The sequence below is a fragment of the Streptomyces sp. NPDC057307 genome, from assembly GCF_042667665.1.
GTDB lineage: Bacteria > Actinomycetota > Actinomycetes > Streptomycetales > Streptomycetaceae > Streptomyces.
The window spans coordinates 107,854-125,989 of record NZ_JBHUZM010000008.1 but is presented as its reverse complement, the minus strand read 5'-3'; the positions used below and the strand labels follow the sequence as shown (position 1 = coordinate 125,989).

The following is an 18,136-nucleotide window of genomic DNA, read 5'->3' as shown; positions in this document are numbered from 1 at the left end:
CTCTCGGGCCGTCCGGCGATCCGCGTTCGGCGCCGCCCCGCGGCCGGGTCGGCCGCGTCAGCCTCGTGGGCCGAAGATCACGCAGGAGGCGGCGGGCGCCTCGAACGAGCCCGCACGGGACGGGACCCCGGAAGCCGGATCGATGTCGAACCAGGTCACGTCGCCGGAGTGTTCGTTCGACACGTAGAGCCTGCGGCCCGTCGGGTCCAGTGTGAGATCGCGCGGCCAGCGTCCGCCGCAGTCCACCGTGGCGACGAGAACGGCCTTCTCGCGCGTCTCGTCGAGCGTCAGGACGGCGATGCTGTCGTGCCCGCGCACGGCGGCCCAGAGGTACCCGCCGTCGTGCGAGACGACGATCTCGGAGGCGTAACTCGCCACCTCGACACCGTCCGGGAGGACGGGTGCCTCGCCGACCGGCTCCAGCGTGCCCTTGTCCCCGTCCCAGCGGCAGACCGTGAGGGTCGCCTCCAGTTCGTTCAGTACGTACACGTGGGTGCCCGCCGGGTGGAAGACGAGGTGGCGCGGTCCCGTGCCGGGGCGCAGCGCGGTCTCGCCGTGCGGGGTGATGTCGCCGGTCACGGGGTCGACAGCGGTTGTCCGTACGGAGTCGGTGCCCAGGTCGACGGCGAGCAGCCACCGTCCGCCCGGGTCGGGCAGCACCTGGTGGGCGTGCGGGCCTTCCTGCCGGTCGGAGTCGGGTCCGCTGCCCTCGTGCTGGAGGATTCCGGCGGCGGCGCCGAGGGTGCCGTCGGCGTGGACGGGCAGGACGGTCACGCTGCCGGAGCCGTAGTTGGCGGTCACCAAGTGCCCGGCGGCGAGGGCGAGATGGGTGGGGCCCGATCCGCAGACCGGCACCGGCTCGCCGATCATGCGCGGCGCCGATGTGCCGCCCGAGGCGCGGGGTGTGACCTCGAAGGCGGCGGCGGCGCCCTCCTCGCCCTCGGAGACGGCGTAGAGCACCGAGCCGTCGGCCGAGAGGGCCAGGTAGGAGGGGTCGGCGAGGGCGTCCGTCGCGCCGAGTTCCGTCAGTGCCCCGGTGTCCGCGTCCACGGCTGTGGCGATGATGCCGCGGCCTCCCGCCGAGGTGAACGACCCGATGTAGGCCCGCCCGTCGCTCCCGCCGGCGCCGCTGCCGTCGCTCCTGTCGCCCACTGTCTGTCCCCTTGTCGCTCGTTCGATCGCTCGGTGCGTCCGTGGGTGGTGCGTGCGCCGCACTCACGGCTCTCTCGGCCGACGGTAGCAGGCGGTCTAGACCAACCGGCGGGCGTCGGGCACTGCCGCCTGAACTACCCATTCCGGCGGCCGGTTCACCCTTTCGGACGGGCCGGGAGCACATCTCCTCTCAGAGGGCGTACTCAGGGAGCGCGACGCCGGTGAGGCGTTCGGCCTCCGCCCACAGCCGCGTGTTGATCGCGGCGTCCTGCGCCCTGCGGGTCGTACGCGCCGTGGTCGTGGGGCCGACGAGGCCGAAGCGTCCGCCGGGGCCGTAGTAGCCGGCGGCGACCGCGTCGGGGCTGGTCGCGGCGTACAGGAGTGGTTCGGTGCCCTGCTCGACGCCCTGGGAGGGCAGGAAGTCGAGCTTGGTGAGCAGGGCCGAACCCAGGGACCGCCTGCCGGTGCCGAGGCTCGCGCCGGCCGTCTGGAGATTGGTGCGGGTGAAGCCGGGGTGCGCGGCGGTGCTCAGCAGCGGCCAGCCGCGCTCGGCCGCGATACGGGCGAGTTCCCGGGTCAGGATGAGGTCGGCGAGCTTGGACTGCGCGTAGGAGCGGTTGGCGCTGTAACTCCGGCGCTCCCACTGGAGATCGGCGAAGTCGATCTCTCCGTAGTTGGCCACGCCGCTGCTCATGGTGGCCACGCGCGGGGATTCGGCGGCGAGCAGCAGCGGGAGGAGCCGGACGGTCAGGGCGAACGGGCCGAGGAAGTTGCTGCCCATCTGGAGCTCGAAGCCGTCGGACGTCCCCACCCGGGAGGGCGGGGCCATCACTCCCGCGTTGTTGACCAGCAGGTCGAGCGGGGTGCCGTCGGCGATGAGCCCGTCGGCGAACTCACCGACGGACGCCAGGTCGGCCAGGTCCACACGGCGTACGTCGAGCTTGGCGTGCGGGTGCCGCGCCAGGATCTCGTCGCGGGCCTGCTCGCCCTTGGCGACCGTACGGACGGCCATGACGACGTGCGCGCCGGCGTCGGCGAGCCGGCGGACGGCCTCCTTGCCGGTGCCGCTGTTGGCGCCGGTGACGACGGCGTACTTACCGGTCTGGTCGGGGACTGCGTACATGACGACTCCTTCGGGGACAGCGGACGGCGACCATAGAAGACCGCCGGTCTCTTCTGTTTCGAAGTTAGCAGACCGCCGGTCCGATAACAACAGACCGCAGGTCTGTAGACTCGTGCCATGGCACACACCTTCCAGCGCGCCCGCAGCGAGGAGCAGCGCGCCCAGCGCCGACAGGCGATCCTCGACACGACGGCGTCGATGCTGAGCGAGATGCCGGTCGCCCAGGTGAGCCTCAACGAGCTGAGCCGCCGCGTCGGCCTGGCGAAGTCGAACGTCCTTCGCTACTTCGAGTCCCGTGAGGCCGTACTCCTCGAACTGCTCGACGTCGCGTTCCGGGACTGGCTGGAGAATCTGGCGGAGGAACTCGCCTCGGGCGTCGACACCGACGCCCCGATGCCGGGGCGCGGCGACCGGGTGGCGGCCGTGGTCGCGGCCTCGCTCGCGGACCGCCCGGTCCTGTGCGACCTGACCGCCTCGCAGGCGGCGGTCCTGGAGCGCAACGTCTCGCCGACCGTCGCGGCGGAGTTCAAGCGCGCCGCGATCGCGAACGTGGGCACGCTGGCCGGGCTGGTACGCGCCCGGGTACCCGAACTCGGCGAGGAGGACGCGACGCGGTTCGCCGTCGTCTGTGTCATGACGGCGGGCCCGATCTGGACCCACACCCAGCCGTCGGCGGCGATGCTCGCGGCCTACGAGTCCGACCCGTCGCTGGCGGCCATGAGGATCGACTTCACGACGACACTGCGGGAGATGCTGGAGGTCGTGCTCTCGGGGATGCTGGCGCGCGCGTCACGATGAGGTGCGCGTCACGACGGGACCCGCTTCACGATCGGGCGCTCGTCACGATCGGGCACCGGTCACGCGGAGAGCGGGCCCGACGCGCCGATCTCGTACTGCGTGATCTCCATGCTGAGCACGACCGGGGACGGCTGTGCCTCCCGCGCCGTCCGGGCCAGATGAGCCGCCAGATGTTCCTGTGACTCCCACCGCTCGTAGACGTTGACGCGTCCGGGCTCGACGGGGTCGGCGGCCACCACATAGTCCAGACAGCCGGGTTCGGCCCGCGCCCGCCGCTGCACCGCCTCGAAGCCCGCGAGGAAGGCCGCACGGCCGTCCGGATCGACGTAACCCTTACCGGCGACGATCAGCATGCCGGGCCTCCGTGGTGTTCGGGGGTGCTGCGTGGGCCATGGCTGGACCGGTTGGATTGTCCCGCGCGCGGGGCCGGCGGGATACGGCGGGGCCGCTGTCGTCGTGGGGAACTGTCGTACGGAACCGTCCGGGGCGCGCGTACGTCGTTGCGGGGTGGGAGGCGACAGATGAGCGACGCAGGACAATCACCCGAGGTCACAGCCGAGGCGCGCGAGCTTCACGAGCGCGGGACGGCGGCGCGGCGCGCCGGGAACGTCCCGGAGGCCGAGGACCTCTTCCGGCAGGCGTACGAGGCGGGGCACGCGGACGCCGCGAATGATCTCGGCGTGAGCGTCTCGCACCGGGATCTCGGCGAGGGGCTGGAGTGGTGCCGGCGCGCGGCCGCCGCCGGCTCCGCGGAGGCGGCGTTCAACCTCGGGTCCCGGGCCGAGACCGAGGGCGACCCCGAAGAGGCCGAGCGCTGGTACCGGCAGGCCGTGGCGGACGAGCACCAGGCCGCGCTGGTCAATCTCGGGAAGCTAATGGAGGACCGGGACGAGGACGAGTCGATGAGCCTGTATCTGCGGGCCTGGGAAGTGGGGTCCGACAAGGCCGCGTTCAACATCGGCCGGCTGTACGACAACAGGGGCGAGCTGACGACCGCCGAGCCCTGGTACGGCCGAGCGGCGGAACGTGGCAACGGGGGCGGCGCGTACAACCTGGGGCACGTACGGCTGGATCTGGGGAACGTGGCCGGGGCCCTGGAGGCGTGGCGGCACGCGGTGGATCTCGACCATCCGAAGGCGGCGCGCTGCGTGGGGGTGCTCCTCGCGCGGGAAGGCGACGAGGACGCCGCGGCCGAGTGGTTCCGCCGGGCGGCGTGGGACTCCGACGATCCGGTGGCGGCCCGGAGACTCGCCGCGTACCACGAGGCCCGCGGTGACGCGGCCGAAGCGGCCGAGTGGGCGGACGAGGCCAAGCGCCTGTCGGCCCCGCCCGCCGAGGTGATCGCCATGAGCTGGCGCCCGGGCGCCTGACCGGGACGGATGGCGGCGGGGTTGGCATGCTGGGAGCCATGAGCACCGCGCGCACCCCCTCCGCCTCCTCCGCCTCTTCCGCCCCCTCCGTCGTCTTCGATCTCGACGGCACCCTCGTGGACAGCGAGCCGAACTACTACGAGGCCGGCCGGCGGCTGCTGGCCCGGCACGGTGTGGACGACTTCAGCTGGGAGCACCACACCCGGTACATCGGCATCAGCACCCGCGAGACGCTGGAGGCGCTGCGCGCGGAGTACGGGATCGAGACCCCGGTCGACGAGTTGCTCGCCGTGAAGGACCGTCTCTATCTGGAGCTTGCGCGCGCCTCGACCGAGGTGTTTCCGGAGATGCGGAAGTTCGTGGAGCGGCTGCACGCGCAGGGGGTGCCGATGGCGGTGGCCTCCGGCTCGTCCCGCGCCGCCATCGAGGCCGTGCTCGGCGGCACGGGGCTGGACCCGTACTTCACCCTCGTGGTCTCCGCCGAGGAGGTCCCGCACGGCAAGCCCGCGCCCGATGTCTTCCTGGAGGCGGCGCGGCGCCTCGGCGCCGACCCGGCGGACTGTGTGGTGCTGGAGGACGCGGCACCGGGCGTGGCGGCGGCGCGGGCGGCCGGGATGCGGTGCATCGCCGTTCCGTACGTGGCGGGCACCGCCGACGATCCGGCGTTTCGCGGGGCGGAGCTGCTGTTCGCGCGTGGGCAGGGTGAGTTCACCGCGCGGGCGGCCTACGCCTGGCTGACCGGGACGGAGCAGGGCCGGGAGTAGGCACCCGGGTCCGTGGGAGAGCCCGGAACGCCACGGTGATGTCCAGCCCGCCCGCCGGTCCCGGTACGGCGGTCAGCTCCGCGCCGTGCGCGGTGGCGACCGCCTCGACGATGGACAGGCCGAGGCCGAGACCGTCCGGGCCGCCCGCCCGGGACACCTCGCGCCGGAAGGGCTGGAACAGCGTCTCGACGCGGTCGGCCGGGATGACCGGACCGCTGTTGACCACTCGGAGCACCGGCCGCCCGCCCTCCGTGCCCGTGCGCACCCGCACCCACGCGTCGGCACCGCCGTCGTTGTGGCGCAGCGCGTTGTCGACCAGGTTGGTGACCAGTCGCTCGACCAGCCGCGGCTCTCCCGGCGTCCACGCCGGTGCGAGTGACTGCTCGATCCGTACTCCGTCGGACGGCGCGGTCCGCAGCGCGTCGGCGACGACGGGCGCGAGATCGGTCGGCCGGCGTCGCTCCAGGCCGCGCTGGCTGCGGGCCAGTGTCAGCAGCGCCTCGATGAGACGTTCCTGCTGCTCCCCCGCGGCCAGCACCCTCTCGCACACGGTGCGCAGCGAGCGCGCGTCGGCCGCCGGGTTGGACAACGCGACCTCGATCAGGGCGCGTTGGAGGGTGAGCGGGGTGCGCAGCTCGTGCGAGGCATTGGCGACGAAGCGCTTCTGCGCGTCGAAGGCGCTGTCGAGGCGGGCGAGCAGACTGTCGAACGTGTCGCCGAGGTCCTTGAGTTCGTCGGCGGGGCCGGTGACGGCGAGCCGTTCGTGCAGGTTGCGTTCGGAGATACGGCGGGCCTTCTCGGTCATGGTCCGCACCGGGCGCAGTACGCGGCCGGCGGTGAGCCAGCCGAGTACGACGGAGACGGCGGACATCAACGCGAGGGCCACCCCGGACTGGACGAGCAACTGGTCGAGTGTCGCTTCCCGTTGCCGGTCGGCGTCCTTCCTCATGGCGTGGCGCATCGCCTCGCTGTCCAGGGGCGGCCCGCCTTCCATGCCGCTGCCGAGGAAGAACACGCGGGGCTTGCCGCCGCTCGCGACGAGGAAGTACGTGATGGCGAGGAGCGCGGCCCCCGAGAGGAGGAAGAGCGCGCCGTAGAGGAGGGTGAGGCGGAGCCGGGCCGTCCAGCGGATTCGTCGGAACGGCGAGCGTGGGCGCGGGACTTGGCCCGGCAGCCGGACGCGGAGCGGGCGCGGGACTCGGAGCGGGCGCCGGACTCGGAGCGGACGCCGCGTTCGGCGCGCCCGCTCAGATGCGGTAGCCGGCATGCGGCACCGTCTCTATCACCGGCGGCTCGCCCAGCTTGCGGCGGAGCCTGCTGACCGTGACCTTGACCGTGTTGGTGAAGGGGTCGGCCGCCTGGTCCCACGCGCGTTCCAGGAGCTGTTCGGCGGAGACGACGCCGCCCTGGGCCGCCAACAGCAGTTCGAGCACGGCGAGTTCCTTGGGCGACAGCTCCAGGCGGCGTCCGCCGCGCCGCGCGGTGCGCCGGCTCGCGTCCAGCGAGAGATCGCCGTGGGTGAGAACCGGCGGTACGGCCGGCTGCGCGCGACGTGCCAACGCCCGTACCCGCGCGATCAGTTCGGCGAAGGCGAACGGCTTCGGCAGATAGTCGTCGGCGCCGATGCCGAGGCCGTCGACCCGGTCCTCGATGGTGGCCGACGCGGTCAGCATCAGTACGCGGGACCGGCCGCCTCCCGCCACCAGGGCGCGGCAGACGTCGTCGCCGTGAAGTCCGGGCAGGTCGCGGTCGAGTACGACGACGTCGTACTCGTACACCGCCGTCATGTCGAGAGCCTGTGGTCCGTCGTGGGCGAGATCGACGGCCATGCCGTCCTGCCGCAGGCCGGCGCCCACGGTCTCGGCCAGCTCCCGGTGGTCCTCGACGATCAGTACACGCATGTCACACAGCATGCAGGACCAGGGGTTACAGCGACATAACAGCGTGCGTTCCCGCCGTGTAACCGCCCGGTCGGTAGATGTTGCGCCATGACCCACTCATCCAGGCGCAAGAGTGCGCGCATCATTTCCCTCGTCCCGCTGCTGCTCGCCGGAGTGCTCCTCACGGGCTGCTCCGACGACGGCTCGTCCTCGGCGGCCGACACCGGCTCCGGGCCGGACGCCTCCCCCACCAGCCCCGAGGAGCGGACTCTCGCGTACGCCAAGTGCATGCGGGAGAACGGGGTGACGAAGTTCCCGGATCCCAGTGAGGGCGGCGGTATCAGGCTCGATCCGAGCAGCGGTGTGGACCCCGAGTCCCCGGAGTTCAAGAAGGCGCAGGAGGCTTGCGTGGAGCTGTCGCCGCAGGGCATGGGCGGCAGTGGCGGTGGCGCGCTCGACTCGACGAAGGTCGCGGCGTGGGCCGAGTGCGTACGCGAGAACGGTGTGCCCGAGTTCGCCGACCCGAAGATCAACGGCGGTTCCATGGAGATCACCATGGCCGCGGGGGCGGGCCCGGACGACGCCACCTTCCAGAAGGCGATGGACAGTTGCCGCGACAAGTTCCCCGGCGGCGGCGTCATGATGAAGCGGGGCGGCGGCTCGTGACCTTCCAGCAACCGGACGACGGCACGTCGCCGGACGGCTCCGGCGACATCCGGCCGCCGGACGATTCCGCCGACGTCCCGCCCGACGCGACGACCGGGCACGACGGCCCCCGGCGCCGTACGCTGCGCGCCTCGCTCATCACCTTGGCCGCCCTGACGGTGGTCGCCGCCGGTGGCGTCGGCGCGACGGGTGTACTGGGCGGCGACGGTGGCGAGTCCGCCGAGGCCGCACCCTCCCGTCCGGCGAAATCGGCGACGGTGGAGAAGACCACGCTCACCCGCAGCGAGACCGTGGACGGCGCGCTCGGGTACGGGGAGGCGACGACCGTACAGGCCCCGGCCACCGGAGGAGGTTCCGGAACTCAGGGCTCGACCGGCGGCGGCCCAGACGCCAACAGCGGCTCCGGGACCGGGACCGGCTCCGGGACCCTGACCTGGCTGCCGGACGTGGGCGACGAGATCGAGCGCGGCGAGCCCGTCTACAGCGCCGACGAACGCGAGTCCGTCCTGCTGTACGGGTCCACCCCGCTGTACCGCACGCTCGACGTCGGCTCCGAGGGCAAGGACGTCCTGATGCTGGAGCGCAACCTCGCCGCGCTCGGGCACACCGGCTTCACGGTGGACGAGGAGTACACCGGCACGACCGCCGACGCCGTACGGGCCTGGCAGGAGGATCTGGGCCGGGAGGAGACCGGCACGGTGACTCCCGACGACGCGGTGGTGGCACCCGGCGCCCGGCGCGTCGCCGAGGTCGGGGCCACGCGGGGCGGCGCGCTCACCGGTGACGTTCTCACCTGGACCGGCACCGGACGCGTGGTCACCGTCGATCTGGAGGTGCGGTTCGAAGACCTCGTCAAGGACGGCACGGCGGCCACGGTGGCGCTCCCCGACGGCACCGTCGTCGCCGCGAAGGTCACCGACATCGGCGCCGCGGCAACCGCCGCGCCCTCCGACAACGGCAACGGCAACGGCAGCGACGCGAGCGCCGAGGACGCCACCCTCCCGGTCGAACTGACCGTCAAGGACCAGAAGAAACTCGGGCGTTACCAGGCGGCGCCGGTCGATGTGAAGCTGAGCGCGGAGAGCCGCGCGAACGTACTCGCCGTGCCTGTCAACGCGCTGATCGCCCGTCAGGGCGGCGGCTACGCCGTGCAGGCACTCACCGACGACGGCGTCGAGAACCGTCCGGTGGAGCTGGGTCTGTTCGCGGACGGTCTGGTCGAGGTGTCCGGCAAGGGCATCACCGAGGGCCTGCGTGTGGGGGTGCCCCAGTGACGCCGAACTGGCCCGTCGTCGAGCTGGCGGGTGTCTCGAAGACGTACGGAGCGGTCGCCGCGCTGGCCGACGCCGAACTCGTCGTCGAGCGGGGCGAGTTGCTGGGCATCGTCGGCCCGTCCGGCTCCGGCAAGTCCACCCTGCTGAACATCATGGGCACGCTGGCCCGCCCGACGGCCGGCACGGTGCGCATCGACGGACACGCCGTGGCGGAGCTGTCCGACCGCGAACTGTCCGCGTTGCGCGCCCAGTCCATCGGTTTCGTGTTCCAGTCCTTCCATCTCGCCCCCGGTGTACCGGCGTTGGACTCCGTCGCCGACGGACTGCTCTACAGCGGCCGTTCACGCGGGGAGCGGCGGGGGCTCGCCGAACGTGCCCTGCGCCGGGTCGGTCTGGGGCACCGGCTGCACAACGAACCGCATCAGCTGTCCGGCGGTGAGAAGCAGCGCGTGGCGATCGCCCGCGCGGTGCTGGGGGATCCGCCGCTGCTGCTCGCGGACGAGCCGACGGGCGCGCTGGACTCGAAGTCCGGGGCGGTCGTCATGGAGCTGCTGCACGAGCTGCACCGGGCCGGGACGACGGTCGTGGTCATCACCCACGACCGGGACATCGCCGCCTCGTTGCCGCGCGAGGTACGGCTCAAGGACGGCCGGGTCGAGCACGATTCGGCCACGGGCACGTACGCGACCAGGACCACGGCCACGGCCACGGCCACGGCCACGGGCGATCGTGTACGGCGAGGGGTCGGCGTATGAGTACGAGTACGGCGGCTCCCCCACGTCCCGCGCCCGCCCGTCCGCGTCCCGCCCGGCTCGGCGCCGCCGATGTCGTACGGGTCGGCGGTTCGGGCCTGCGCTCGCGCCCCATGCGGGTGTTCCTCTCCGCGCTCGGCATCGCCATCGGTATAGCGGCGATGATCGGCGTCGTGGGCATCTCCACCTCCAGTCAGGAGGAGTTGAACCGGAGGATGGCGGCGCTCGGCACCAATCTGCTCACCGTCGGCCCCGGACAGTCCTTCGGCGGCGACCAGGCGTCCCTGCCCGACGAGGCGGTCGGGATGATCGCGGCGACCGGCGGTGTGGAGTCGGTCTCGGCGATCGGCCGCACCGAGGCGGCCGTCTATCGGACCGACCACATCCCGAAGGAACAGACGGGCGGCATCGGCGTGTTCGCGGCCCGGACCGATCTGACGAAGACGGTACGGACGGACGTCGTGGACGGCCGCTGGCTAAACGCGGCGAACGACCGGTACCCGTCGACGGTGCTCGGCGCCAAGGCGGCCCGGCATCTCGGCATCCTGGAGGCCGGCCCGGAGTCCCAAGTCTGGCTGGGCGGGCGGTGGTTCACCGTCGTGGGGCTGCTGGCACCGAACGAGCTGGCCCCGGAACTCGACGCCGCCGCCCTCGTCGGCTGGCCGGCGGCGGAGGACGTCCTCGGTTTCGACGGTCATCCGACGACCGTCTACACCCGGGCGCGGGAAGCGGCCGTCGAGGACGTACAGAGCGTGCTCGGCGCCACGGCCAACCCGCGGAGTCCGAACGAGGTGGAGGTCTCCCGGCCCTCCGACGCGCTGGCGGCGAAACAGGCGACGGACGACGCGCTGTCCGGTCTGCTGCTGGGCCTGGGCGCGGTCGCGCTGCTGGTCGGGGGTGTCGGGGTCGCCAACACCATGGTGATCTCCGTGCTGGAGCGCCGGGCCGAGATCGGACTGCGGCGGTCACTGGGCGCGACGCGGGGGCAGATCCGTACGCAGTTCCTCTGCGAGTCGCTGCTGCTGTCCGCGCTCGGCGGGATCGGCGGTGTCCTGCTGGGCATCGGCGTCACCGCCGGCTACGCGGGATATCAGGGCTGGCCGACGGTGGTGCCGCTGTGGGCGATGGCCGGCGGTGTCGCGGCGACGCTGGTGATCGGCGGCCTGGCGGGCTTCTACCCCGCCGTACGCGCCGCCCGTCTGCCACCGACGGAGGCGCTGGCCGCGTCCTGATGGGCCGTCAACTCTGTTCGGGCCGGGCCGAGTCGCACGACTCGGCCCGGCTCAACCCATCCCGACGGACGCGGTCAGTCAAGCGGCTGCGGCCATTCGTTGGCGGGCAGCAGCTCACGCAGACTCGCCGAGGTGTTCCGGCCCAGGACCACCTCCGCGTCGATGTTGGCTGGGTCGATCTGCCGGACGAACTCCCGGCACCGGCCGCACGGCGGCAGTACGTGCAGGGCGCCTTCCTCGTTCCGCCACACCGCGACGACCTTACGGATCCGGTATTCACGGGCCGTCACCATGGCGGCGATCGCCGCGTGCTCCGCGCAGAATCCCGTCCCGCAACCGGTGTCGACGCACACGCCGGAGTAGAGCGCCCCCGAGTCCGTGACAAGGGTGGCCGCCACATCACCGAAGAGGCGGTCGCCCACCCGGTGCGGGTGGAGCACCGCCTGTGCAGTGTCGATCAATTCACTGTTCGATGGAGTCTTCACGCGACGGAACGCTACGTCGCCCCGCACCCCGCCCGCGTCCCCATATCGCAGGCCCGATTCAGGCCCGATTCAGGTACGGGTCAGGTACGCGTCCAGCGCGCCGAGCCATTCGCCGGTGCCGTGCTCGCGCCACTCCGGCTTCTCGTATCCGTCGAGGAAGCTGCCCTGCTCGGTGAGGGTCAGCCGGGTGCCGTCACCGTCGGGCTCGAACTCCACCGTCGTGAGCGAGGCGGTCCACAGAGCCTGCCCGCCGTGCATGGTCGAGCTGTACACGAGCCGCCCGTCCGGGACGATGTCGTGGTAGACGGACTCGAACGTCATCACCGTGCCGTCCGGGGCCGTGCCCCGGTTGACCTCATGGCCGCCGACCCGGAAGTCGAGTTCGTACGCGTTCTCCGGGCCCGCGAACCAACTGGCCTTCGCCTTCGGGTCGGACCAGGCGGCGAACACGCGGGCCGGCGGCGCGGCGTAGGCGCGTTCGATGGTGAACGTCGCGTGGGTGGAGGTCTGGTCAGTCATGGTGTGCTCCCTTGCTCTGCTGATCCTTGCTCTGTCGGCCCGGGTTCCGGCAGGAGGTCCTGTTCCGACGGACGGTCCTGTGCCGAGAGGCGGTCCTCTTCCGACAGGTGGTCGCCGAGCCGGTCCAGGCGGTGCTCCCACTCGGTGCGCTGCCGCCCGATCCAGCCCTCGGCCATCCGCAGCCCCGCGGGCTCGATGCGGCAGGTGCGGACCCGGCCGACCTTCTCCGACCGGACCAGCCCGCACGCTTCGAGCACCTGGAGGTGCTGCATCACGGCGGGCAGCGACATCTCCAGGGGTTGCGCGAGCTTGCTGACCGAGAGCGGGCCACGGATCAACCGTTCGACCATGTCCCGCCGGGTCGGGTCCGCCAGCGCCTGGAACACCGCGTCCAACGAGCCTTCATAGTTAGGCACGTACTTAACTATTACAGCCGGGACGCCAACAGTCAAGTAACCGCTTAAGTATCAGGCGGTGCCGTCGGCCGCCGCGCGCAGAGCGGCGAGATCGATCTTCTTCATACCGAGCATGGCCTTCATCGCCCGCTGGGCACGTTCCTGGTCGGGGTCGTTCAGCAGCTCGTTCATCCCGCCCGGCGCGACCTGCCAGGACAGGCCGTACCTGTCCTTCAGCCAGCCGCAGGGGCCCTCCTCGCCGCCCTCGGAGAGCTTGTACCAGTAATGGTCGACCTCCTCCTGGTCCGCGCACTCGATCAGGAACGAGATGGCCTCGTCGAAGGTGAACTGCGGGCCGCCGTTGATCCCGGTGTAGCGGAATCCGTCGAGTTCGAAGTCGACGGTGAGCACCGTGCCGGCCTCTCCGGGACCGGCTTCGCCGTAGTGGGTGATGCCGGTGATCCTGGAGTTCGGGAAGATCCCGATGTAGAACTCGGCGGCCTGCTCGGCCTGCCCGTCGAACCAGAGATTGGGGGTGATCCTCGGCATGGCTGTCTCCCGGTGTCGTCGCGGTTCGCTGCCTCTTGCCCTTCCGACTCTCGCACCGGCCGAAACTCATCGCAGCGGGAGCCGCTCAGCCCTTCGTCGCTCCCTGGAGCAGCCCGGTCACGAAGCTGCGCTGGAACAGCAGATAGACGATCATGATCGGCAGCATCACGATGACCGTTCCGGCGGCCAGCGTCGGCACGTCGGTGTTGTTCTGGCCCACGAAGAAGCCGAGGCCCGCCGGGGCCGTACGCATGGTCGCGTCCTGGATGAGTACCAGGACCAGCAGGAACTGGTTCCAGGACCACATGAAGACCAGAACCCCGAGGGTCATGAGCGACGGGCGGGCGAGCGGGAGCAGTACGCGGAGCAGAATCGTGGCGGACGAGGCTCCGTCGATCCGCGCGGCCTCCACCAGCGACGGCGGTGTGGAGCGGAAGTGGGTCCGCATCCAGAACACGCTGAACGGCATGAACAGCGCGATCTCCACGAGGATGACGCCGAGGTAGGTGTTGGTGAGTCCCACCGCGCGCAGATCGAAGTAGAGCGGCACCACGATCAGCTCGACCGGGATGGTGAGGCCGGCGATGAAGAACGCCGCCACGGCATTGCCGCCGGGCAGCTTCATCGTGCCCAGCGCGTAGCCGGCCAGGGTCGCGAGAACCAGCGACGCGGGTACGACTCCGACCGCGATGACCAGGCTCGACCGGATCAGGTCCGAGAAACCGGCCACACTCCAGGCCTGCCGGTAGTTGGCGAGGCTCCACTCCTCGGGCCAGGCCGGCCCGGTGACTGGCTCCCCCGCGGGCCGGAGGGAGGCGAGGAAGACGCTCAGGAAGGGGACGACGACGGCGATCGCCATGACGGTCAGGAGCGCGTAGCCGGACCAACGCTCCGTACGTGACGTCCTGTTCGCGGTCGGCCTGTCCGCGGCCGTCCCGCTTCCGGCCGTCCCATTTCCGGCCGGTCCGTCCGCGGCCTGCCTGTCCGCGGTGGTCAGGTTCTCCGTCGTCATGTCTCGTACCTCGCAAGCCGGTTGACGACGTAGACGAGCCCGAGGATCAGACAGCTCAGCACCACACCCAGCGCCGACGCGAGACCCACGTCGCCGTCCGAGAAGGCCAGCCTGTACACCAACAGGCCGGGCACGGTGGTCTGTTCGCCGGGGCCGCCGTTCGTCGTGACGTACACGATGTCGAAGCTGGCGAGCGCGGCCACCATCGTCACGGTCAGGGCGATGGCCAACTCGCCGCGCAGCTGAGGCAGCGTGACGGAGACGAACTCCCTCACCGGACCCGCGCCGTCGAGCCGCGCCGCCTCGTAGAGGGTGGGGTCCACCTTGTGGACCCCGCTCAGGAAGAGCATCATGCACAGCCCGCTCAGCACCCAGGTGCCGACGAGCCCCACAGCGATCAGGGCGGTGTTGAAGTCACCGAGCCACGCGCGGGTGATCCCGTCGAGCCCGACGGCGCGCAGTGTCTCGTTCACCAGCCCGTCGTCCCCGTACAGCCAGCGCCAGGTCACACCGACGGCGACGAGCGGCACGATCTGCGGAAGCATGAACAGGACGCGGTAGATCCCCATGCCCGGCCGCCGGTACCGGGCCAGGAGGGCGGTCGTCAGCAGACCGATCGCGATGGGGACGAAGGAGAAGAAGACCACCAGCGTGAGGGCGTTGACCAGGGACCGCAGCAGTACGGGGTTCCGGAAGACCTCGCGGTAGTTGTCGAGCCCCACCCAGCTGCCGAGGGTGATGCCGTCCCAGTCGAACAGCGACAGATAGGCGGTGTGGAGCGCGGGAAGCACCGCGAAGACCGTGTAGACGGCGAGGGCGGGCAGTACGTAGAGATAGCCGCGCATCGCCCCGCGCCGGTGGCTACTGCTCATGGTGCGCCTCCCAGACGTCCTGGATCTCGGCCAGGAACTTGGCCGGCCCGGTGCGGTCGGCGATGAGTCTCTGTACGCCGGAGCGGAGCCGGTCGAGCATGGACGGCGCGGTGAAGTCGGGGAACTGGTTCGTGCCGTCGTCGGCGACCACGCGCCGGTGGGCGGCGGCCACTTCACCCAGTACGCCCTTCTGGTCCGGCACGGCGTCCGGGTCCGGAGGGAGGAATCCGTTGGCCGCGACGATCGAGGCGGCTTCGGGCGAGGCCATGAAGTCGAGGAACGCGCCGGCCGCCTCGGGGTGCCGGGTACGCGAGGAGACGGAGTAGGCGACGCTGAAGCCGGAGGCCACGGACCGCGCGGATTCGACGGGACCGGGCATGGGGAAGAAGCCGACGTTCTCCCCCATGGCGCCGACCAGTTGGCCCGCCGCCCAGTTCCCGTTGATCAGGAAGACGCTCTCGTCACGGGTGAAGCGCGCGGTGGAATCGACCTGCGCCGTGCCGTTGGCGGACGGGTCGAAGTATCCCTTCGCCGCCCACTCGGCCACCAACTCGGCTGCTTTCAGGGCGCCTTCGGTCTCGATCGTGGCTCCGTCACGGCCGTCCACCCAGGCCCGGTACTCCTCGGGCGGCATCATGACGTTGACGAGCGCGGCCCAGAGATGCAGACCGCCGGAGTCGAGCGCGCCGAGGCTCATGGGTGTCAGACCGGCCCTCTTCGCCGCCGCCAGTTGCTCCTCGAATTCCTTGAGCGTTCGCGGCGGACTGCTGATGCCCGCCGTCGCCGCCAGCTTCCTGTTGAAGTAGAGCCCCGTCATGGAGAGTCCGACGGGCACGCCGTACAGCGGCTGGTGGCCCGTTGTGCGACCTGCCGAGGAATCTGACGGGGCGTCACCTCCACCGGCGGTGAGCTGAGCCAGATTGGCCGCGGGGAACTCCTTCCGCCAGCCGTACGCGTCCCGGTAAGGCGCCAGATCGAGAATGTCGCCGCGGTGCGCGAGGGCGTCCATCCCCACCGCGTACTGCGCGATGTCGGGCGCGGTGTCGGAGGTCATCGTGAGCTTGAGACTCTTCACGTAGTCCGCGAACTGCGTGTACTCCGGCCGTACGTCGATACGCGGGTGCTTCTCCTCGAAGGCGGCGGCCAGCGCGTCGACCATCACCGGCGCGTCCGCGAAGTTCAGCCGCAGCGTGATGTCCTCGTCGGGTACGGCCGTGGACGAGGGTACGGCTCCGGGCCGGACGGTGTTCGCGTCGTAACCGCTGCCCGGGGTGAGGGCGCCGCAGGCGGTGAGCAGGACGGAGAGGGAGAGTGCGAGGGGGATGGCGAGGGTGGCGGGGACGGTGCCTCGGTGCCCCGCGCCTCGTTCGGTGGCCGCCATGGATGCCTCTCCGGTGGGGGACGGGGGCGAGGGACGCCGGGTGCGGGCGCGCCGACAAGCGTCCCGCACCCGGACGGCCCCGGACGAGCGGGGATTCGGTCAGCCGGTCAGTCACGACGTCCGGTCAGCACGGCCGGACGGCCTCAGTCCGTGGCGAGGGAGATCTCCGTCGACTTGATCAGCGCGGTGACCCCGGTGCCGGGGGTGAGCCCCAGCTCCTCCACGGCTTCCCTGGTGATCACGGCGGTCAGTTCGGCGTCGTCCACCGCCACCTTGACGTTCGCCAGGTTGACGCCGAGAACGATCTCGATCAGGGTGCCGGACAGCCGGTTGCGGATGCTCAGCCCCTCGATCGGCCCGGTGGCCAGCGAGACCTCGGTCGCCTTGGCCAGCACACGCACCGCGGAGCCCACCCCGATACCGAGATCCTGGACGGCCTCCAGGGTGATGGCGGCGGTGATGTCCTGCCCGCCCGACAGATGGACCTTGACCGTGGCCATGACCTCCCCCGGGGTGACATCGGTGACGGTGCCGGGGATCTGGTTGCGGATGCTCAGCTGCATATGGGTCGGCCTCTCGCTGATGGGGGGCGTGGAGCGGACAGGAGTGAGGCCATTCAAAAGGATGAGTAAAGGCTAACTACCCATTGACGCCAGTATCTGGGAATTTGCTCTGATTTCTCACGAGTAAGGCGGGGCTAACTTAGGCTCGCCTCATTCCGGGGCCGCGACGAACACTGTCCTCAGCCGCTGGAGCCCTCATGCGCCCCGTCCGTCTCTCCGTGGTCACCGCCGTCGCCGCGGTCGCCGCCCTCACCACCCTCACGGCGTGCGCCGAGAAGAGCGACGCCGGAGGAGACGGGGCGATCGAGGTCACGGCCACCGACACCTCCTGTGAGGTGTCGAAGAAGGAGTTCCCCGCCGGTCACCTTCAACTGGCGGTGGAGAACAAGGGCTCGAAGGTCACCGAGGTCTACGTCCTGTTCCCCGACGACCGGATCGTCACCGAGCGCGAGAACATCGGTGCGGGCACCAAGGCGAACATCACCGCGGAGATCAAGGCCGGCGACTACGAGATCGCCTGCAAGCCGGGCATGAAGGGCAAGGGCATCCGGCAGCAGGTCAAGGCCACCGGCGGCGGCAGGACCGCGAAGCGCGACCCCAAGCTGGACGCGGCCGTCGCCGCGTACCGCCAGTACACGCTGGAGCAGGCGGAGGAGACCCTGCCGAAGGCGAAGGTGTTCGCGGAGGCCGTGAAGTCCGGTGACATCGAGGCCGCGAAGCGGGCGTACGCGGACTCCCGCATCGGCTGGGAGCGCACCGAGCCGGTGGCCGAGTCCTTCGGTGACATCGACCCGAAGGTCGACCTGCGCGCGGACGGCCTCGAAGAGGGCCAGGACCCCGAGACGGACTGGACCGGCTGGCACCGCCTGGAGAAGGCGCTGTGGCAGGACAAGAAGATCACCCCGCGCGACAAGGAACTCGCCGATCAGCTGATCGCGGACCTGACCGTCTGGCAGAAGAAGGTCGGCACGGCGGAGATCACTCCGACGTCCATGGCGAACGGCGCCAAGGAGCTGCTCGACGAGGTCGCCAGCGGCAAGGTGACCGGCGAGGAGGAGCGGTACAGCCACACCGACCTCGTCGACTTCAAGGCCAACGTCGAGGGCGCCGAGAAGTCGTACGCGCTGCTGAAGCCGGTGGCGTCGAAGAACGACGCGGCGCTGACCGGCGAACTGGACACGCAGTTCGCCGCGTTGAACACGCTGCTCGACAAGTACCGCGAGGAAAAGACGAGTTACGTGTTCACGTCGTACGACAAGGTCGGCAAGGCGGAGCGCAAGGAGCTGTCCGACGCGGTGAACGCGCTGGCCGAGCCGCTGTCGAAGCTCGCCGCCGCGGTCGTGAAGTAG

The 18,136-nt window shown here is 70.9% G+C and carries 21 protein-coding genes; 8 read left to right on the top strand and 13 right to left on the bottom strand.

Translation table 11 applies throughout. The annotated features are described in order from the left end of the window. Window positions 1-57: 57 nt before the first annotated feature. Complete coding sequence (locus tag ACFUN8_RS05595; RefSeq protein WP_383631869.1) at window positions 58-1,152, bottom strand: lactonase family protein; 1,095 nt, start codon at window positions 1,150-1,152, stop codon at window positions 58-60. A 190-nt stretch (window positions 1,153-1,342) separates the two neighbouring features. After that, entirely contained in the window at window positions 1,343-2,275 is a 933-nt protein-coding gene (locus ACFUN8_RS05590) for an SDR family oxidoreductase (protein ID WP_383631866.1), read from the bottom strand. Window positions 2,276-2,392: 117 nt separating this feature from the next. On the opposite strand from ACFUN8_RS05590, the gene ACFUN8_RS05585 reads away from it, so the two are divergent. Next, window positions 2,393-3,073 carry a TetR family transcriptional regulator gene (locus tag ACFUN8_RS05585; RefSeq protein WP_383631863.1) on the top strand — a complete coding sequence of 227 codons (681 nt, stop codon included), beginning with the start codon at window positions 2,393-2,395 and terminating at the stop codon, window positions 3,071-3,073. A 59-nt stretch (window positions 3,074-3,132) separates the two neighbouring features. On the opposite strand, the gene ACFUN8_RS05580 is transcribed toward ACFUN8_RS05585, so the two are convergent. Next, on the bottom strand, window positions 3,133-3,426 hold the full coding sequence (locus ACFUN8_RS05580) for a putative quinol monooxygenase (protein WP_383631860.1): 294 nt from the start codon (window positions 3,424-3,426) through the stop codon (window positions 3,133-3,135). A 168-nt stretch (window positions 3,427-3,594) separates the two neighbouring features. Between ACFUN8_RS05580 and ACFUN8_RS05575 the strand changes: the two genes are divergently transcribed. After that, window positions 3,595-4,443 carry a tetratricopeptide repeat protein gene (locus tag ACFUN8_RS05575; protein ID WP_383631857.1) on the top strand — a complete coding sequence of 283 codons (849 nt, stop codon included), beginning with the start codon at window positions 3,595-3,597 and terminating at the stop codon, window positions 4,441-4,443. 38 nt (window positions 4,444-4,481) lie between these two features. Next, a complete protein-coding gene (locus ACFUN8_RS05570) occupies window positions 4,482-5,207 on the top strand; it encodes an HAD family hydrolase (RefSeq protein ID WP_383631854.1) in 726 nt (241 codons plus the stop codon). Here ACFUN8_RS05570 and ACFUN8_RS05565 read toward each other — a convergent pair. After that, window positions 5,152-6,381, bottom strand: a complete 1,230-nt coding sequence (locus tag ACFUN8_RS05565) for a sensor histidine kinase (protein WP_383631884.1) — start codon at window positions 6,379-6,381, stop codon at window positions 5,152-5,154. The two genes, ACFUN8_RS05570 and ACFUN8_RS05565, sit on opposite strands and share 56 nt — an antisense overlap. 73 nt (window positions 6,382-6,454) lie before the next feature. Then, complete coding sequence (locus ACFUN8_RS05560) at window positions 6,455-7,108, bottom strand: response regulator transcription factor (protein WP_383631851.1); 654 nt, start codon at window positions 7,106-7,108, stop codon at window positions 6,455-6,457. Between the two features lie 87 nt (window positions 7,109-7,195). Here ACFUN8_RS05560 and ACFUN8_RS05555 point away from each other — a divergent pair, with 87 nt between their 5' ends. From ACFUN8_RS05555 to ACFUN8_RS05540, 4 genes are read left to right on the top strand one after another with little or no spacing between them, the layout of a single operon-like run. Next, entirely contained in the window at window positions 7,196-7,753 is a 558-nt protein-coding gene (locus tag ACFUN8_RS05555; RefSeq protein ID WP_383631848.1) for a hypothetical protein, read from the top strand. Continuing rightward, window positions 7,750-9,027: a peptidoglycan-binding protein gene (locus ACFUN8_RS05550; RefSeq protein ID WP_383631845.1), complete on the top strand. Its 1,278-nt coding sequence runs from the start codon at window positions 7,750-7,752 to the stop codon at window positions 9,025-9,027. Before ACFUN8_RS05555 ends, ACFUN8_RS05550 begins: the two co-directional genes overlap by 4 nt. After that, window positions 9,024-9,782 carry an ABC transporter ATP-binding protein gene (locus ACFUN8_RS05545; protein ID WP_383631842.1) on the top strand — a complete coding sequence of 253 codons (759 nt, stop codon included), beginning with the start codon at window positions 9,024-9,026 and terminating at the stop codon, window positions 9,780-9,782. The genes ACFUN8_RS05550 and ACFUN8_RS05545 overlap by 4 nt, the downstream gene beginning before the upstream one ends. Then, window positions 9,779-11,011, top strand: coding sequence for an ABC transporter permease (locus tag ACFUN8_RS05540; protein WP_383631839.1), 1,233 nt, complete (start codon window positions 9,779-9,781; stop codon window positions 11,009-11,011). Before ACFUN8_RS05545 ends, ACFUN8_RS05540 begins: the two co-directional genes overlap by 4 nt. A gap of 74 nt (window positions 11,012-11,085) precedes the next feature. Here ACFUN8_RS05540 and ACFUN8_RS05535 read toward each other — a convergent pair whose 3' ends face one another. The 8 genes from ACFUN8_RS05535 to ACFUN8_RS05500 all read right to left on the bottom strand — a co-directional run bounded on the left by ACFUN8_RS05535 (window position 11,086) and on the right by ACFUN8_RS05500 (window position 16,787). Continuing rightward, complete coding sequence (locus ACFUN8_RS05535; RefSeq protein WP_383631836.1) at window positions 11,086-11,496, bottom strand: cytidine deaminase family protein; 411 nt, start codon at window positions 11,494-11,496, stop codon at window positions 11,086-11,088. 69 nt (window positions 11,497-11,565) lie between these two features. After that, window positions 11,566-12,015: an SRPBCC family protein gene (locus tag ACFUN8_RS05530; RefSeq protein WP_383631833.1), complete on the bottom strand. Its 450-nt coding sequence runs from the start codon at window positions 12,013-12,015 to the stop codon at window positions 11,566-11,568. Beyond that, the gene (locus ACFUN8_RS05525) at window positions 12,012-12,431 is read right to left on the bottom strand and encodes an ArsR/SmtB family transcription factor (RefSeq protein ID WP_383631830.1); all 420 of its coding nucleotides are present in this window, start codon (window positions 12,429-12,431) and stop codon (window positions 12,012-12,014) included. The genes ACFUN8_RS05530 and ACFUN8_RS05525 overlap by 4 nt, the downstream gene beginning before the upstream one ends. 51 nt (window positions 12,432-12,482) lie before the next feature. Beyond that, window positions 12,483-12,959: a VOC family protein gene (locus tag ACFUN8_RS05520; protein WP_383631827.1), complete on the bottom strand. Its 477-nt coding sequence runs from the start codon at window positions 12,957-12,959 to the stop codon at window positions 12,483-12,485. Window positions 12,960-13,044: 85 nt separating this feature from the next. Further along, window positions 13,045-13,971 (bottom strand): carbohydrate ABC transporter permease, encoded by a 927-nt coding sequence (locus tag ACFUN8_RS05515; RefSeq protein ID WP_383631824.1) that lies wholly within the window; start codon window positions 13,969-13,971, stop codon window positions 13,045-13,047. Then, window positions 13,968-14,843: a carbohydrate ABC transporter permease gene (locus ACFUN8_RS05510; protein WP_383631821.1), complete on the bottom strand. Its 876-nt coding sequence runs from the start codon at window positions 14,841-14,843 to the stop codon at window positions 13,968-13,970. The genes ACFUN8_RS05515 and ACFUN8_RS05510 overlap by 4 nt, the downstream gene beginning before the upstream one ends. Further along, window positions 14,833-16,224 carry an extracellular solute-binding protein gene (locus ACFUN8_RS05505; RefSeq protein WP_383631818.1) on the bottom strand — a complete coding sequence of 464 codons (1,392 nt, stop codon included), beginning with the start codon at window positions 16,222-16,224 and terminating at the stop codon, window positions 14,833-14,835. Before ACFUN8_RS05505 ends, ACFUN8_RS05510 begins: the two co-directional genes overlap by 11 nt. A gap of 143 nt (window positions 16,225-16,367) precedes the next feature. Beyond that, window positions 16,368-16,787, bottom strand: coding sequence for a molybdopterin-binding protein (locus ACFUN8_RS05500; RefSeq protein ID WP_383631815.1), 420 nt, complete (start codon window positions 16,785-16,787; stop codon window positions 16,368-16,370). Between the two features lie 197 nt (window positions 16,788-16,984). Here ACFUN8_RS05500 and efeO point away from each other — a divergent pair, with 197 nt between their 5' ends. Then, window positions 16,985-18,136, top strand: a complete 1,152-nt coding sequence (gene efeO / locus ACFUN8_RS05495; protein ID WP_383631812.1) for an iron uptake system protein EfeO — start codon at window positions 16,985-16,987, stop codon at window positions 18,134-18,136.

Excerpts from the sequence above, each read along its gene's own strand:
- ACFUN8_RS05570 (WP_383631854.1), top strand. The coding sequence starts at position 4,482 with ATGAGCACCGCGCGCACCCCCTCCGCCTCCTCCGCCTCTTCCGCCCCC.
- ACFUN8_RS05540 (WP_383631839.1), top strand. The coding sequence starts at position 9,779 with ATGAGTACGAGTACGGCGGCTCCCCCACGTCCCGCGCCCGCCCGTCCG.
- ACFUN8_RS05585 (WP_383631863.1), top strand. The coding sequence starts at position 2,393 with ATGGCACACACCTTCCAGCGCGCCCGCAGCGAGGAGCAGCGCGCCCAG.
- ACFUN8_RS05520 (WP_383631827.1), bottom strand. The coding sequence starts at position 12,959 with ATGCCGAGGATCACCCCCAATCTCTGGTTCGACGGGCAGGCCGAGCAG.
- ACFUN8_RS05575 (WP_383631857.1), top strand. The coding sequence starts at position 3,595 with ATGAGCGACGCAGGACAATCACCCGAGGTCACAGCCGAGGCGCGCGAG.
- ACFUN8_RS05560 (WP_383631851.1), bottom strand. The coding sequence starts at position 7,108 with ATGCGTGTACTGATCGTCGAGGACCACCGGGAGCTGGCCGAGACCGTG.
- ACFUN8_RS05500 (WP_383631815.1), bottom strand. The coding sequence starts at position 16,787 with ATGCAGCTGAGCATCCGCAACCAGATCCCCGGCACCGTCACCGATGTC.
- ACFUN8_RS05555 (WP_383631848.1), top strand. The coding sequence starts at position 7,196 with ATGACCCACTCATCCAGGCGCAAGAGTGCGCGCATCATTTCCCTCGTC.
- ACFUN8_RS05510 (WP_383631821.1), bottom strand. The coding sequence starts at position 14,843 with ATGAGCAGTAGCCACCGGCGCGGGGCGATGCGCGGCTATCTCTACGTA.
- ACFUN8_RS05590 (WP_383631866.1), bottom strand. The coding sequence starts at position 2,275 with ATGTACGCAGTCCCCGACCAGACCGGTAAGTACGCCGTCGTCACCGGC.
- ACFUN8_RS05580 (WP_383631860.1), bottom strand. The coding sequence starts at position 3,426 with ATGCTGATCGTCGCCGGTAAGGGTTACGTCGATCCGGACGGCCGTGCG.
- efeO (WP_383631812.1), top strand. The coding sequence starts at position 16,985 with ATGCGCCCCGTCCGTCTCTCCGTGGTCACCGCCGTCGCCGCGGTCGCC.
- ACFUN8_RS05515 (WP_383631824.1), bottom strand. The coding sequence starts at position 13,971 with ATGACGACGGAGAACCTGACCACCGCGGACAGGCAGGCCGCGGACGGA.
- ACFUN8_RS05530 (WP_383631833.1), bottom strand. The coding sequence starts at position 12,015 with ATGACTGACCAGACCTCCACCCACGCGACGTTCACCATCGAACGCGCC.
- ACFUN8_RS05505 (WP_383631818.1), bottom strand. The coding sequence starts at position 16,224 with ATGGCGGCCACCGAACGAGGCGCGGGGCACCGAGGCACCGTCCCCGCC.